This window comes from Streptomyces sp. NPDC051921 (assembly GCF_040680975.1).
In the GTDB taxonomy this organism is placed as follows: Bacteria; Actinomycetota; Actinomycetes; order Streptomycetales; family Streptomycetaceae; genus Streptomyces.
Genome location: NZ_JBFAXU010000007.1, coordinates 137,286 through 151,503, shown reverse-complemented (window position 1 = coordinate 151,503; position 14,218 = coordinate 137,286). Strand labels below are relative to the sequence as shown.

Annotated in this window: 11 protein-coding genes; 9 read left to right on the top strand and 2 right to left on the bottom strand. The window is 72.4% G+C overall.

Annotation, left to right across the window (positions count from 1 at the left end; genetic code table 11):
• Positions 1-12 precede the first annotated feature (12 nt).
• On the bottom strand, positions 13-942 hold the full coding sequence (locus AB0M16_RS12020) for a hypothetical protein (protein ID WP_365341579.1): 930 nt from the start codon (positions 940-942) through the stop codon (positions 13-15).
• Between the two features lie 235 nt (positions 943-1,177).
• Here AB0M16_RS12020 and AB0M16_RS12015 point away from each other — a divergent pair, with 235 nt between their 5' ends.
• Together AB0M16_RS12015 and AB0M16_RS12010 are read left to right on the top strand one after the other, a co-directional pair.
• The gene (locus tag AB0M16_RS12015) at positions 1,178-1,783 is read left to right on the top strand and encodes a papain-like cysteine protease family protein (protein ID WP_365341577.1); all 606 of its coding nucleotides are present in this window, start codon (positions 1,178-1,180) and stop codon (positions 1,781-1,783) included.
• Positions 1,780-2,604, top strand: a complete 825-nt coding sequence (locus AB0M16_RS12010; RefSeq protein ID WP_365341575.1) for a hypothetical protein — start codon at positions 1,780-1,782, stop codon at positions 2,602-2,604. The genes AB0M16_RS12015 and AB0M16_RS12010 overlap by 4 nt, the downstream gene beginning before the upstream one ends.
• Before the next feature lie 160 nt (positions 2,605-2,764).
• Here the strand turns inward: AB0M16_RS12010 and AB0M16_RS12005 are convergent, their stop codons facing one another.
• The gene (locus AB0M16_RS12005) at positions 2,765-3,520 is read right to left on the bottom strand and encodes an SDR family NAD(P)-dependent oxidoreductase (protein ID WP_365341573.1); all 756 of its coding nucleotides are present in this window, start codon (positions 3,518-3,520) and stop codon (positions 2,765-2,767) included.
• Positions 3,521-3,578: 58 nt separating this feature from the next.
• Between AB0M16_RS12005 and uvrC the strand changes: the two genes are divergently transcribed.
• The 7 genes from uvrC to AB0M16_RS11970 all read left to right on the top strand — a co-directional run bounded on the left by uvrC (position 3,579) and on the right by AB0M16_RS11970 (position 14,218).
• Entirely contained in the window at positions 3,579-5,564 is a 1,986-nt protein-coding gene (gene uvrC, locus AB0M16_RS12000) for an excinuclease ABC subunit UvrC (protein WP_365341571.1), read from the top strand.
• A gap of 47 nt (positions 5,565-5,611) precedes the next feature.
• Entirely contained in the window at positions 5,612-6,520 is a 909-nt protein-coding gene (rapZ, locus tag AB0M16_RS11995) for an RNase adapter RapZ (RefSeq protein ID WP_365341569.1), read from the top strand.
• On the top strand, positions 6,517-7,554 hold the full coding sequence (yvcK, locus tag AB0M16_RS11990) for a uridine diphosphate-N-acetylglucosamine-binding protein YvcK (RefSeq protein ID WP_365341567.1): 1,038 nt from the start codon (positions 6,517-6,519) through the stop codon (positions 7,552-7,554). Before rapZ ends, yvcK begins: the two co-directional genes overlap by 4 nt.
• Positions 7,545-8,534 (top strand): DNA-binding protein WhiA, encoded by a 990-nt coding sequence (gene whiA / locus AB0M16_RS11985; RefSeq protein WP_030205188.1) that lies wholly within the window; start codon positions 7,545-7,547, stop codon positions 8,532-8,534. Before yvcK ends, whiA begins: the two co-directional genes overlap by 10 nt.
• 155 nt (positions 8,535-8,689) lie before the next feature.
• Complete coding sequence (locus AB0M16_RS11980; RefSeq protein WP_365341565.1) at positions 8,690-11,644, top strand: M14 family zinc carboxypeptidase; 2,955 nt, start codon at positions 8,690-8,692, stop codon at positions 11,642-11,644.
• Between the two features lie 246 nt (positions 11,645-11,890).
• Positions 11,891-12,898, top strand: coding sequence for a type I glyceraldehyde-3-phosphate dehydrogenase (gene gap / locus AB0M16_RS11975; RefSeq protein WP_365341563.1), 1,008 nt, complete (start codon positions 11,891-11,893; stop codon positions 12,896-12,898).
• Between the two features lie 108 nt (positions 12,899-13,006).
• Positions 13,007-14,218, top strand: coding sequence for a phosphoglycerate kinase (locus AB0M16_RS11970; protein WP_365341561.1), 1,212 nt, complete (start codon positions 13,007-13,009; stop codon positions 14,216-14,218).

The window sequence follows — 14,218 nt, the reverse complement described above, 5'->3', positions numbered from 1 at the left end:
GGATTCGGGCGGTCAGGTCCAGTCCCAGTCGATGCCCAGGATCCCCGGGCGCACCCCCTGCTCCACGAGGTGCACCGCGTGGTGCCGGCCGCTCAGCGTCAGCTCGGCCCGACCGCCCCGCGGTGCCCCCGTCGACGCCTGCGCGAAGCGCCGGCACCGTACCGGCAGCGCGGCCTCGTCGAAGCGGACCTGCAGGACGTACTGCCCGCCCGCGAAGCTGAACCCGCGCACGTACTCCCGGCTCGGCCCGCCCGTACCGTCCTCGAAGCCGTACGAGAAGACGTACGTGTCCCCGGCCCGCAGCCGCGCGTCGAAGAGCAGCTCGGCGACCAGCACCCCGGTCCCCGCGTGCCGCCGCACCCGGCCCACCCGGCAGTTCTCCGCCGCCCGCACCTCCACCCGGTGCGGATCGCAGCCCGGGTCACCCCGGTGGATCGCCAGATAGCGGTCGATCCCGTCCCGGTGCGCCCGCACCACCTGCTGCGAGTCCCGGCCGAGCAGCTCCCGCCCCGCGCCGATCCGCACCCGCTCCTGGTGCCCCACCGTGTGCAGCCCGCCGTCCGTCGGGGACTCCAGCTCCGCGAGCAGCTCCTCCACGACCCCCGAGGCCTCGACCAGCGAGCGGTACGAGCGGGTCGCCGGGCGCTCGACCTCGGCGCGGGCGGCGGTGTCCTCGGCGAGCAGCCGGATCAGCGAGTTCCCCGGCAGCTGGAGCACCTCCTCCAGGGCCCGCACCGCCTTCATCGACTCCGGCCGCTGCGGCCGGCGCGCGCCCTGCTGCCAGTAGCTCAGCGACGTCACGCCGACCTTCACCCCCCGGTGCGCCAGATGGTGCTGGACCCGCTGCAGCGGCAGCCCGCGCACGGCGAGCGCGGTGCGCAGCGCCAGATGGAACGGACCGGTGTGCAGCAGCTGCACCAGATCGGCCTCGGTGTGGCCCACGAGGACTCCTCAGTGAACGTTCACGGTGGGGGGAGGCGGCGCGCCCGGGCGCCCCGGCGGTCGGGCAGGTGGACCGGGGACGGCCGTTCACACCCGGGCCACACCGTTCACAGCTCGCCGTCACCCCGCATTGAAGCGTGTTGACCCGCTCCGGACAACGCCCGATGCTCCAGACCAGCGTCCGGACGCGCTCCTCTCCTCCAACTCCCCACATCCCCACCTCGGGAGGAACGCGATGCGCAGCAGAAAGGTCCTCGCCGCACTCGTCGCGGCCGCCACCCTCGTGCTCGTCCCCGCCCCGTCGGCGTCCGCCGCGCCGACGACCGGGCGGGACGGCGCGGCGGAAGGCGTGTCCGCCCTCGCCTACAAGCGCCTCGGCATCACCATGCAGGCCCAGCAGAAGACCAACTGGTGCTGGGCGGCGAGCGGCAACACCATCGCCACCTGGTTCGGCCGCTCCTACAGCCAGAACCAGTTCTGCAACGCCGCCTTCGGCCGCCAGCAGGGCTACGACTGCCCCAACTGGCAGGCCACCCTGGGCAACGTCCAGGACGGACTCGGCTGGGCGGGCATCAACCCCGGTTCGTACGTGACCGGGTGGCTGCGGTACTCGACCGTGCAGACCGAGATCAACGCCGACCGTCCCGTCGAGACCCGGATCCAGTGGGCCGGGGGCGGTGGCCACATGCACGTCCTCTACGGCTACGACGACGCCGACAGCTGGGTCTACTGGGGCGACCCGTGGCCCTCCAGCGACCGCTACAACTGGGCCTCGCACGCCTGGTACGTCAACAACAGCTCCTTCTCCTGGACCCACTCGCTCTACCGGATCGGGGCGTGACGACGATGACCGTACGCATCCGTGCCCTGGGGGCCGGCCTGCTGGGGGCCGCGGCCCTCGTCGTCCTGGGGGCGGTGCCGGCCGACGCCGCCGGTGCCGCCGACGGGCCCGGGGCCGCCGGTGCCCTGCCCGTCGCGCCGACGCCCGAGCAGGCGGCGGCCGCGCCGCGCACCCTCGACACCGTCGCCCGCTTCTTCGCGCGGGACGACGCGGCAGCCCTCGCCCGTACGGCGGCGCCGCCCCGGATCGAGGGGGTGTCGGTGCCCGTACGGCTCCTCTCGCCCGACTTCGTGGCCGGGAGACCGGGCGCGCCGGTGGCCCGCGTCGAGTTCCACGCCAGCAAGGCGGTCGCCGCGGACGGGCGGACGGCCTCGCTGTGGTCCGTCCGCGGGCCGGGTGGCGGCTGGCAGGTGGTGAACATCGCCACCGGCGACGACGAGGTCCGCTACACCCGGCAGGGGCTGCGGCTGCTGCCGGGCGGGACGGTCTTCCGGGAGCCGCAGATCGACGCGTGGTACGTGCAGAAGGGGGCGAAGGTGCTGCCCCTGGACGAGGACGCGGTGCGGGCCGTGGGCAGGAACGGGACGTCGCTGGACGCCTACCGGGTCCGGGTGACGAGGGCGTACGCCGACAAGCTGCCCGGGTCCGCCTACGCGCGCAAGGGCGCGGCCGGGGGCTACGACCCGGGGGCTCCCGCCCCCGTGGCCGCCCCCGCCGCCGCGCACGACGAGCCGGCCGTCGCCGCGGCCGCGGTCGGGGCGGGCGCGCTCCTGGCCCTGGGGCTCGTCGGCGGCGCGGCGGTCCTGCGCCGCACCCGGTAACCCGCCCGCCAGCCCGTCGCGGCCGCCTCCTCGCCGCGGCGGGCTCCGCCCCGCCCGCGGCGGGGGCGCCGGCGGGGGCGCCGTCGACCCTCCGGGCCCGGGCGCGTGGTTTCCGGTCCGGCGGAACGACGGTGTGCGGGGGCGCTCGGGGCCGGGGCGGCTACTGGGCCAGGTAGCCGCCGTCGACCGGGAGGACCGCGCCCGTGACGAAGGACGCCTCGTCCGACGCGAGGAAGAGGACGGCCGCGGCGACCTCCTCGGGGCGGCCGAAGCGGGCCATCGGATGGGCCCCGGCGACCGTGGCCAGGTACTCCCGGCCGCCCGGCTCGTCGCGGACGGCGGCCACGCGTTCCGTCTCGATCGTGCCCGGGGCGACCGCGTTGACCCGGATGCCGTGCGCCGCCCACTCCACCGCCAGGTGCTTGGTCAGGCCCGTCGCCACGAACTTCGCCGGGCCGTAGACCGCCTGCCGGGCCTGGCCCGCGACGCCCGAGACGGACGAGGTGCAGACGATCGCCCCGCCGCCCGTGCCGCGCATCGCCTCGATCGCGTACTTGCAGGTCAGGAACATGCCCCGGCCGTCGATCGCCATGACGTGGTCGAAGTCGGCGGCGCTCGCCTCCGTGACGTCCAGGAGGGGGATCACGCCGGCGTTCGCCACCAGGACGTCCAGGCGGCCGAACCGCTCCACCGCGGTGGCGATCATGCGGCGGGCGTCCGCGTCCTCGGAGACGTCCCCCACGACCGTCACCACACCGTCGCCGAGCGTGCCGAGCCGCTCCGCGTCCACGTCCGTCGCCACCACGCGGGCGCCCTCGGCCGCGAAGCGCAGCGCCGTCGCCCGGCCGATCCCGCTCGCCGCGCCGGTCACCACGCACACCCGGCCGGAGAGCCGTCCTGAAGCCTCGTTCGTCATGTCCGGCCAACGAGCGCGCGCGGCCTGAGTGTCGGTCCCCGCCAGTAGGGTGGGTGCCATGGCCGACCCCTCCAGCTACCGCCCCAAGCCGGGACAGATCCCCGACTCGCCGGGGGTCTACAAATTCCGCGACGAGCACCGCCGGGTGATCTACGTCGGGAAGGCGAAGTCCCTGCGCCAGCGCCTGGCGAACTACTTCCAGCCGCTCGCGAGCCTGCACCCGCGCACGGCGACGATGGTCACCACGGCCGCCTCCGTGGAATGGACCGTCGTGGCCACGGAGGTCGAGGCGCTGCAGCTGGAGTACTCCTGGATCAAGGAGTTCGACCCCCGGTTCAACGTGAAGTACCGGGACGACAAGAGCTATCCGTATCTCGCCGTCACGCTCGACGAGGAGTTCCCGCGCGTCCAGGTCATGCGCGGGCACAAGAAGAAGGGCGTGCGCTACTTCGGGCCGTACGCGCACGCGTGGGCCATCCGCGAGACCGTCGACCTGATGCTGCGGGTGTTCCCGGTGCGTACCTGCTCCGCGGGGGTCTTCCGCAACGCGGCCTCCGCCGGGCGGCCGTGCCTGCTCGGTTACATCGGGAAGTGCTCGGCGCCCTGCGTCGGGCGGGTCGACGCGGAGGAGCACCGCGAACTGGCCGAGGACTTCTGCGACTTCATGGCCGGCCGCACCGGCACGTATCTGCGCCGCCTGGAGAAGCAGATGATGATCGCGGCCGAGGACCTGGAGTACGAGAAGGCCGCCCGCCTGCGGGACGACATAGAGGCCCTGCGCAAGGCCATGGAGAAGAACGCGGTGGTGCTCGCCGACGCCACCGACGCCGACCTGATCGCGCTCGCCGAGGACGAGCTGGAGGCCGCCGTCCAGATCTTCCACGTGCGCGGCGGCCGGGTCCGCGGCCAGCGCGGCTGGGTCACCGACAAGGTCGAGGCCGTCGAGACGGCCGGGCTCGTCGAGCACGCCCTCCAGCAGCTGTACGGAGAGGAGAGCGGCGACGCCGTTCCCAAGGAGGTGCTGGTGCCCGCCCTGCCGGAGGACACCGAGGCGGTCACCGCCTGGCTCTCCGGGCGCCGCGGTTCGAACGTGTCGCTGCGCATCCCGCAGCGCGGCGACAAGAAGGCCCTGATGGAGACCGTCGCCCGCAACGCCCAGCAGTCCCTCGTCCTGCACAAGACCAAGCGGGCCAGCGACCTGACCACCCGGTCCCGGGCCCTGGAGGAGATCGCCGAGGCCCTGGACCTGGACTCGGCGCCGCTGCGCATCGAGTGCTTCGACATCTCGCACCTCCAGGGCGAGGACGTCGTGGCCTCCATGGTCGTCTTCGAGGACGGGCTGCCCCGCAAGAGCGAGTACCGCCGCTTCCAGATCAAGGGCTTCGAGGGCCAGGACGACGTCCGGTCCATGCACGAGGTGATCAGCCGCCGCTTCAAGCGCTACCTCGCCGAGAAGGAGAAGACCGGCGAGTGGGTGGACGGGGAGGTGCCCGCCGAGACCGAGGGGCGCGACGACGACGGGCGGCCCAAGCGCTTCGCCTACCCGCCCCAGCTCGTCGTCGTCGACGGCGGGCAGCCGCAGGTCGCCGCCGCCCGGCGCGCCCTGGACGAGCTCGGTATCGACGACATCGCGGTCTGCGGCCTCGCCAAGCGCCTGGAGGAGGTCTGGCTGCCGGGCGACGACGACCCGGTGGTGCTGCCCCGCTCCAGCGAGGGCCTGTACCTCCTTCAGCGGGTACGTGACACGGCTCACGACTTCGCCATCCGTTACCAGCGTTCCAAGCGGACCAAGCGCATCCGCAGCAGCCCCCTGGACGCCGTCCCCGGCCTCGGGGAGACGCGCAAACAGGCGCTCATCAAGCATTTCGGCTCGGTCAAACGCCTCCGGCAGGCGACAATCGAGCAGATCTGCGAGGTCCCCGGCATGGGCCGCAAGACGGCCGAGGCCGTGGCGGTGGCCCTCGCGCAGGCGGCCCCGGCCGCGCCCGCCGTGAACACGGCAACAGGAGAGATCATGGAAGACGACGGGGGCAGCACAGCATGACCACGCACGACGCGCACGAGAACGAGTACGAAGACGGAGCACCAGACATGAGTACGGGCACGACGGAGCCCGACGGCGAGAACAGCGCCGACGCGGCCATCCCCGAGCTGGTGATCATCTCCGGCATGTCCGGGGCCGGGCGGTCCACCGCGGCGAAGTGTCTGGAGGACCTCGGCTGGTTCGTCGTGGACAACCTCCCGCCCGAGCTGATCCCCACCATGGTCGAGCTGGGAGCCCGCTCCCAGGGCAACGTGGCCCGGATCGCGGTCGTCGTCGACGTCCGCGGCCGGCAGTTCTTCGACAACCTGCGCGACTCCCTGGCCGACCTCGACTCCAAGCAGGTCACCCGCCGGATCGTGTTCCTGGAGTCCTCCGACGAGGCGCTGGTCCGGCGCTTCGAGTCGGTCCGCCGGCCGCACCCGCTCCAGGGCGACGGGCGCATCGTCGACGGCATCGCCGCCGAGCGCGACCTGCTGCGCGAGCTGCGCGGCGACGCCGACCTGGTGATCGACACCTCCAGCCTCAACGTGCACGAGCTGCGCGCCAAGATGGACGCCCAGTTCGCGGGCGACGAGGAGCCCGAGCTGCGGGCCACCGTGATGTCCTTCGGCTTCAAGTACGGACTGCCGGTCGACGCCGACCTCGTCGTCGACATGCGCTTCCTGCCGAACCCGCACTGGGTCCCCGAGCTGCGCCCCTTCACCGGCCTGAACGAAGAGGTCGCGAACTACGTCTACAACCAGCCCGGTGCCAAGGAGTTCCTGGACCGCTACACCGAGCTGCTCCAGCTGATCGCCGCGGGCTACCGCCGCGAGGGCAAGCGCTACGTGACGATCGCGGTCGGCTGCACCGGCGGCAAGCACCGCTCCGTCGCCACCGCCGAGAAGCTGGCCGCCCGCCTGGCCTCGGAGGGCGTCGAGACCGTCGTCGTCCACCGGGACATGGGGCGCGAGTGAAACCGTACCGCCGGCGTACGTCCACCCTCTCGGTGCGGCGTACGCTCCGCAGGCGCGGCGCCCAGCCCAAGGTCGTCGCGCTCGGCGGCGGCATGGGCCTGTCGGCCTCCCTCGCCGCCCTGCGCCGCATCACCGGCGACCTGACCGCCGTGGTCACCGTCGCCGACGACGGGGGCTCCAGCGGCCGGCTCCGCGAGGAGCTGGGCGTGCTGCCCCCGGGGGACCTCCGCAAGGCGCTCGCCGCGCTGTGCGGCGACGACGACTGGGGCCAGACCTGGGCCCGGGTCATCCAGCACCGCTTCCAGTCCAAGGGCGAGATGCACGGCCACGCCGTGGGCAACCTGCTGATCGTCGCCCTCTGGGAGCAGCTGGGCGGCGACCCCGTGCAGGCCCTGGACCTGGTCGGCAAGCTGCTCGGCGCGCAGGGCCGGGTGCTGCCCATGTCCGCCGTGCCGCTGGAGCTCCAGGCCCTGGTCAGGGGCCACGATCCGGCGCGCCCGCACGACGTCGACACCGTGCGCGGCCAGGCCACCGTGGCCCTCACCCCCGGCGAGGTGCAGTCCGTGCACCTGGTGCCGAACGACCCGCCGGCCGTGCCCGAGGCGGTGGCCGCGGTCCTGGACGCCGACTGGGTGGTGCTCGGTCCCGGGTCCTGGTTCTCCTCGGTGATCCCGCACCTCCTCGTGCCCGAGCTGCTCGACGCCCTCGTGGAGACGAAGGCGCGGCGGGTGCTCTCGCTGAACCTCGCGCCGCAGCCCGGAGAAACAGAGGGCTTCTCCCCGCAGCGTCATTTGGAGGTTTTGGCACGACACGCCCCTAAACTCGCCCTGGACGTGGTGCTGGCCGACGAGGCCGCCGTGCGCGACGTGTCTGCCAGGGAGCCTCTCGCCGATGCCGCCAAGCGGCTCGGCGCCGCGGTCGAGCTGGCGCCGGTCGCCAGGCCCGACGGTGCTCCGAAGCACGACCCGGAGCTGTTGGCCGCCGCGTACGACCGTATTTTTCGGATGCATGGAAGGATCGGCCCATGGCGATGACGGCAGCGGTGAAGGACGAGATCTCCCGGCTCCCCGTCACCCGGACCTGCTGCAGGAAGGCAGAGGTCTCGTCGATCCTGCGGTTCGCCGGCGGGCTGCACCTGGTGAGCGGCCGGATCGTGATCGAGGCGGAGCTGGACACAGCGATGGCGGCCCGGCGGCTCAAGCGGGACATCCTGGAGATCTTCGGGCACAGCTCCGAGCTGATCGTGATGGCCCCCGGCGGGCTGCGCCGCGGCTCGCGCTTCGTCGTGCGCGTGGTCGCCGGCGGCGACCAGCTGGCCCGGCAGACCGGCCTCGTGGACGGCCGGGGCCGCCCCATCCGGGGTCTGCCCCCGCAGGTGGTCTCCGGGGCCACCTGCGACGCCGAGGCGGCCTGGCGCGGGGCCTTCCTGGCGCACGGCTCGCTGACCGAGCCGGGCCGCTCCTCGTCCCTGGAGGTCACCTGCCCCGGCCCCGAGGCCGCCCTCGCCCTGGTCGGCGCCGCCCGTCGGCTCTCCATCGCCGCCAAGGCCCGCGAGGTCCGCGGTGTGGACCGGGTCGTGGTCCGCGACGGCGACGCCATCGGTGCCCTGCTCACCCGGCTCGGCGCGCACGAGTCGGTGCTGGCCTGGGAGGAGCGGCGGATGCGGCGCGAGGTCCGCGCCACCGCCAACCGGCTGGCCAACTTCGACGACGCCAACCTGCGCCGCTCGGCCCGGGCCGCGGTCGCCGCGGGCGCCCGGGTGCAGCGGGCCCTGGAGATCCTGGGCGAGGAGGTGCCCGAGCACCTGGCCGCCGCCGGCCGGCTGCGCATGGAGCACAAGCAGGCCTCCCTGGAGGAGCTGGGCGCGCTCGCCGACCCGCCGCTCACCAAGGACGCGGTGGCCGGCCGGATCCGCCGGCTGCTCGCCATGGCCGACAAGCGGGCCCAGGACCTGGGCATCCCCGGCACCGAGTCCAACCTGACGGAGGAGCTGGACGACAGTCTCGTCGGCTGAACCCCAACTCCCCGCTGCCGGTGCCTTTCTGAGGTACCGGCAGTTCCGTTTGGCGGGCTTCGGCCGACGCGCCGCAGGCACCCTTGACAGGGGTATGACCCCCCACGAATCTGGCGTCCGTTCACATTCGTGGCAGACGACAGCAAGGGGGGCTGATGAGGCGCACCGCGAGATCGATCCTCGCCGTGGCATCACTGCTGATCGCCGGTCTGGCGACGGCACCCGGCGCCGGGGCGCGGACCGGGGGCACCGACGGGGACCGCGAGCACCTCTCCGTATGGCGCGCGACGGTCACCAAGGAGCAGGTGCCGCTCCTGCTCGACGCCGGCACCGATGCCCACGAGCTGACCGAGCAGGTGCCCGCGAAGGGCTCCGCGACCGTCGAGCTCTATCTCACGGGTGACCAGGCCGGGCAGCTGCGCCGGCTGGGCGTCGCGCTCACCGAGCACACCCTGGACGCCCGGGCCGAGGAGCGGGTCGCGACCGCCGGCGACGGCGTCTTCCGCCCGTACGGCGGCAAGGGCGGCCTCAAGCAGGAGATCCTGGACACCGCGCGGGCCCACCCGGAGCTCACCAAGGTCGTCTCCATCGGCAGGACGGTCAAGGGGCAGGACATCCTCGCCCTCAAGCTGAGCAAGGGCGCCCGGAAGTCCGGGGACGGCGCCAAGCCGGCCACGCTGTACCTGTCCAACCAGCACGCCCGCGAGTGGATCACCCCCGAGATGACCCGCCGGCTGATGCACCACTACCTGGACCGCTACGGCAAGGACCCGCGGATCACGCGCATCGTCGACACCACCGAGCTGTGGTTCGTGCTCTCCGCCAACCCCGACGGATACGACTTCACCCACGCCGATCCCGCCAACCGCCAGTGGCGCAAGAACCTGCGGGACAACAACGGCGACGGGCGGATCGAGTCCGGCGACGGCGTCGACCTCAACCGCAACTTCGCCTACAAGTGGGGCTACGACGACGAGGGCTCGTCCCCCGACCCGGCCGACGAGACCTTCCGCGGCGGCGGCCCCATGTCCGAGCCCGAGACCCGGGCCCTGGACGCCTTCCAGAAGCGCATCGGCTTCAGCTACGGCGTCAACTACCACTCCGCCGCCCAGCTGCTGCTCTACGGCGTGGGCTGGCAGGTCGCCACCGACACCCCCGACGACGTGGCCCTCAGGGCGCTCGCCGGCACCCCGCAGAAGCCCGCGGTCCCCGGCTACCGGTCGCAGGTCTCCTCCGAGCTCTACATCACCAACGGCGAGGCCGACGGCCACGCCGCCAACGTCAACAAGATGCAGATGTTCACCCCGGAGATGTCGACCTGCGCCACCGCCTCCCGGGTCGACCCGAACGACGCCTGGGACCCGGCCGACTGCGCCTCCGTCTTCACGTTCCCCGACGACGAGAAGCTGATCCAGGCCGAGTTCGCGAAGAACATCCCCTTCGCGCTCGCGGTCGCCGAGAGCGCCGCCCACCCCGACCGCCCGGTCTCCCCGGTCGGCATCGAGGCGCCCGACTTCACCCCGGACGCCTTCGCCACCTCGTACGCCCGCGGCGCCGGGCAGGAGGTGTCCGTCACCGCCCGCAAGTCGCTGCGCGGCAAGACCCTCAACTACCGGATCAACGGTGGGCGCACCCAGCGCGAGGGGCTGGCGCCGTGGAAGGGCGGCGAGACCTTCGGCGGCGGGGACAACCTCTACTTCGACGAGTACCGCGCGAGGATCGAGGGCGCCCGGACCGGCGACGAGGTCGAGGTCTGGTACACCGCCCGCACCCGCGAGGGCCGGGCGACCGCGTCCGCCCCGTTCAGGTACACCGTGGCCGAGCGGCCCCGCGCCGACGTCCTCGTCCTCGCCGACGAGGGCGGCACCGCCGCCGCCCGGCACACCGACGCCTACGTGAAGGCGCTCGCCGCGAACGGGCGCCGCGCCGCCGTCTGGGACGTCGCCACCCAGGGGACCCCGCACGCCCTGGGCGTGCTGAGCCACTTCCGGACGGTCCTCTGGTACTCCGGCGCGGAGCAGCCCTCCGGCGGCACCCTCCTGGCCGTCCGCGCCCATCTGAACGAGGGCGGCAAGCTGATCGACATGGGCGAGAAGTCCGGCGGCCTCGTCCGGCTGGGCCGCGCCGAGTCCAACGACTTCGCGCAGTACTACCTCGGCGCCTATCGCCGGGCCGGCCTGGACGGCCCGCCGTCCTTCACCGGGTCCGGCGGCCTCGGCGCCACCGTCACGCCGCTCGCCGGCGCGGCGGGCAATCCGCTCGACAACGCCGGCGCGTACACCGTCACCTCCGACACGCTGACGCCCGACCGCTTCCCGCAGTTCGCGAGCAGCGCCGCCGCGGGCGACTACCCCGGCATCCGCACCCCCTTCGAGCCGTACGCGGGCAGCCGCTTCGCCGCGCTGCGCCACGCGGACGGCACCTGGGGCCGGCTGAGCCGGACCGTGGACCTCACCGGCGTCGCCGCCGCCTCGAAGCCGAGCCTGACCTTCCAGGTCAGCCACGACACCGAGCCGGGCTACGACAACCTGGTCGTCGAGGCCCACACGGTCGGCCAGGACGACTGGACCACCCTGCCCGACGCCAACGGTGGCACCTCCGCGGAGCCGCCCGCCGACTGCGGCGAGGGCTACTACGTCCGCGAGCACCCCTTCCTCGCCCACTACCTGACCGTCGGCGCGGACGGCTGCACCGCCACCGGCACCACCGGTGCCTGGCACGCCTTCACCGGCCCCTCCAACGGATGGCGGCAGGCGAGCGTCGACCTGAGCGCCTACGCCGGCCGGCAGGTCGAGCTGGCGATCTCCTACGTCTCCGACCCGGGCACCGGCGAGACGGGCGCCTTCCTCGACGAGCTCCGCCTCACGGCGGGGGCCGTGGACGACACCGAGGGCTTCGAGGCCGGAATGGGTGAATGGTCCGTCCCCGGAGCGCCGGTCGGCAGCCCCGGGAACACGAATGACTGGACGAGTTCCGCGGCGCTCTTCCACTCCCGGGCAGCGGTCACCACCCGTGACACCGTGCTGCTCGGCTTCGGCCTGGAGCACGTGCCGAATGCGACTGACCGGGCGAAACTTCTCGAAAGGGCTCTTACTTCGCTCCGACGCTGAATCGGGCGCTCAGGCGAGCGCCGAAAATTGTCACTCTCCGTAGTGATGATCAAGGTCCCCTGGCGGTCCATACCCGTTGGTAAACAAGGGCTGTAGGCCTTTTTCCAGTACTTTCCGGGCGTGTGCGCCTGCACCGGATGTCACGCGTAGCCATCTGGAGAGGTAGGGTCGTAGGCGGTCGGGGACATCCCAAAAAGAAGCTCGCCGGGCGTCGAAACCCGGCGTACCTAACGAGGAGATCGGTTCGTGACGATCCGCGTAGGCATCAACGGCTTTGGCCGTATCGGTCGCAACTACTTCCGCGCGCTCCTTGAGCAGGGTGCCGACATCGAGGTCGTGGCCGTAAACGACCTGGGTGACACCGCGACCACGGCCCACCTGCTGAAGTACGACACCATCCTGGGCCGCCTCAAGGCCGAGGTGACCCACACCGCCGACACGATCACCGTCGACGGCCACACCATCAAGGTGCTGTCCGAGCGCAACCCGGCCGACATCCCGTGGGGCGAGCTGGGCGTCGACGTCGTCATCGAGTCCACCGGCATCTTCACCAAGCGCGAGGACGCCGCCAAGCACCTCGCCGGCGGCGCCAAGAAGGTCCTCATCTCGGCTCCGGCCAAGGACGAGGACATCACCATCGTCATGGGCGTGAACCAGGACAAGTACGACGCGGCCAACCACCACGTCATCTCCAACGCGTCCTGCACCACCAACTGTGTCGCCCCGATGGCCAAGGTCCTCGACGAGAACTTCGGCATCGTCCGCGGTCTCATGACCACGGTCCACGCGTACACCAACGACCAGCGCATCCTGGACTTCCCGCACAAGGACCTGCGCCGCGCCCGCGCCGCCGCGGAGAACATCATCCCGACCACCACGGGTGCCGCCAAGGCCACCGCGCTGGTCCTGCCGCAGCTCAAGGGCAAGCTCGACGGCATGGCCATGCGCGTCCCGGTCCCGACCGGCTCGGTCACCGACCTGGTCGTGGAGCTCTCCCGCGAGGTCACCAAGGACGAGGTCAACGCCGCGTTCAAGAAGGCCGCGGACGGCGAGCTCAAGGGCATCCTGTTCTACACCGAGGACGAGATCGTCTCCTCGGACATCGTGAGCGACCCGGCCTCCTGCACCTTCGACTCGTCGCTGACGATGGTCCAGGAGGGCAACTCGGTCAAGGTCCTCGGCTGGTACGACAACGAGTGGGGTTACTCCAACCGTCTCGTCGACCTCACCGTCTTCGTCGGCGGTCAGCTCTAAGCTCTAGGGCGGGCTTTCGATATGAAGCAGGGCTCGGGCAGCGCGATGAAGCGCTGTGCGGGCCCTGTGTCGTGTGCTCCATCGCGTGTACCAAGGAGTCAGGAACAGATGAAGACGATCGACGAGCTGCTCGCCGAGGGCGTCTCCGGCAAGCGGGTGTTCGTCCGCGCCGACCTCAACGTGCCCCTCGACGGCACGACCATCACCGACGACGGGCGCATCCGCGCCGTCGTCCCCACCGTCAAGGCGCTCGCCGACGCCGGCGCCCGCGTCGTGGTCGCCTCGCACCTGGGCCGCCCCAAGGGCGCCCCGGACCTGGCGTTCTCGCTCGCCCCGGCCGCCGCGCGCCTGGGCGAACTGCTGGGCGCGGACGTGGCGTTCGCGACCGACACCGTCGGCGAGTCGGCCACGTCGACCGTCGCGGGCCTCGCCGACGGCCAGGTGGCCGTCATCGAGAACCTCCGCTTCAACCCGGGCGAGACGTCCAAGGACGACGCCGAGCGCGGCGCCTTCGCGGACCAGCTGGCCCAGCTCGCCGACCTGTACGTCGGCGACGGCTTCGGCGCCGTGCACCGCAAGCACGCCTCGGTCTTCGACCTCCCGGGCAAGCTGCCGCACGCCGCCGGCTACCTCATCGCCACCGAGGTCGGCGTCCTCAAGAAGCTCACCGAGGACGTCAAGCGGCCCTACGTCGTCGTCCTCGGCGGCGCCAAGGTCTCCGACAAGCTCGGGGTGATCGACCACCTGCTGGAGAAGGCCGACCGCATCCTCGTCGGCGGCGGCATGGCCTACACCTTCCTCAAGGCCAAGGGCCACGAGGTCGGCATCTCGCTGCTGCAGGAGGACCAGATCCCGGCCTGCCTGGAGTACCTGGCCCGTGCCGAGAAGCGCGGCGTGGAGTTCGTGCTCCCCGTCGACGTGCTGGTCTCCGCCGAGTTCCCGGACCTGAAGACCAAGGCCCCGGCCCACCCCACCACGGTCGCCGCGGACGCCATCCCGGCCACCGAGGAGGGCCTGGACATCGGCCCGAAGACCCGCGAGCTCTACGCGGCCAAGCTGGCCGACGCGGGCACCGTCTTCTGGAACGGCCCGATGGGCGTCTTCGAGCACCCGGACTACGCGAACGGCACCCAGGCCGTCGCCCAGGGCCTGCTCGACTCGTCGGCCTTCACCGTGGTCGGCGGTGGCGACTCGGCCGCCGCCGTCCGCCTGCTGGGCTTCGACGAGAATGCTTTCGGCCACATCTCGACCGGCGGCGGCGCCTCCCTCGAATACCTCGAGGGCAAGCAGCTCCCCGGCCTCGTCGCACTGGAGGACTGA

Excerpts from the sequence above, each read along its gene's own strand:
- AB0M16_RS12015 (WP_365341577.1), top strand. The coding sequence starts at position 1,178 with ATGCGCAGCAGAAAGGTCCTCGCCGCACTCGTCGCGGCCGCCACCCTC.
- AB0M16_RS12005 (WP_365341573.1), bottom strand. The coding sequence starts at position 3,520 with ATGACGAACGAGGCTTCAGGACGGCTCTCCGGCCGGGTGTGCGTGGTG.
- uvrC (WP_365341571.1), top strand. The coding sequence starts at position 3,579 with ATGGCCGACCCCTCCAGCTACCGCCCCAAGCCGGGACAGATCCCCGAC.
- rapZ (WP_365341569.1), top strand. The coding sequence starts at position 5,612 with ATGAGTACGGGCACGACGGAGCCCGACGGCGAGAACAGCGCCGACGCG.
- whiA (WP_030205188.1), top strand. The coding sequence starts at position 7,545 with ATGGCGATGACGGCAGCGGTGAAGGACGAGATCTCCCGGCTCCCCGTC.
- AB0M16_RS11980 (WP_365341565.1), top strand. The coding sequence starts at position 8,690 with ATGAGGCGCACCGCGAGATCGATCCTCGCCGTGGCATCACTGCTGATC.
- AB0M16_RS11970 (WP_365341561.1), top strand. The coding sequence starts at position 13,007 with ATGAAGACGATCGACGAGCTGCTCGCCGAGGGCGTCTCCGGCAAGCGG.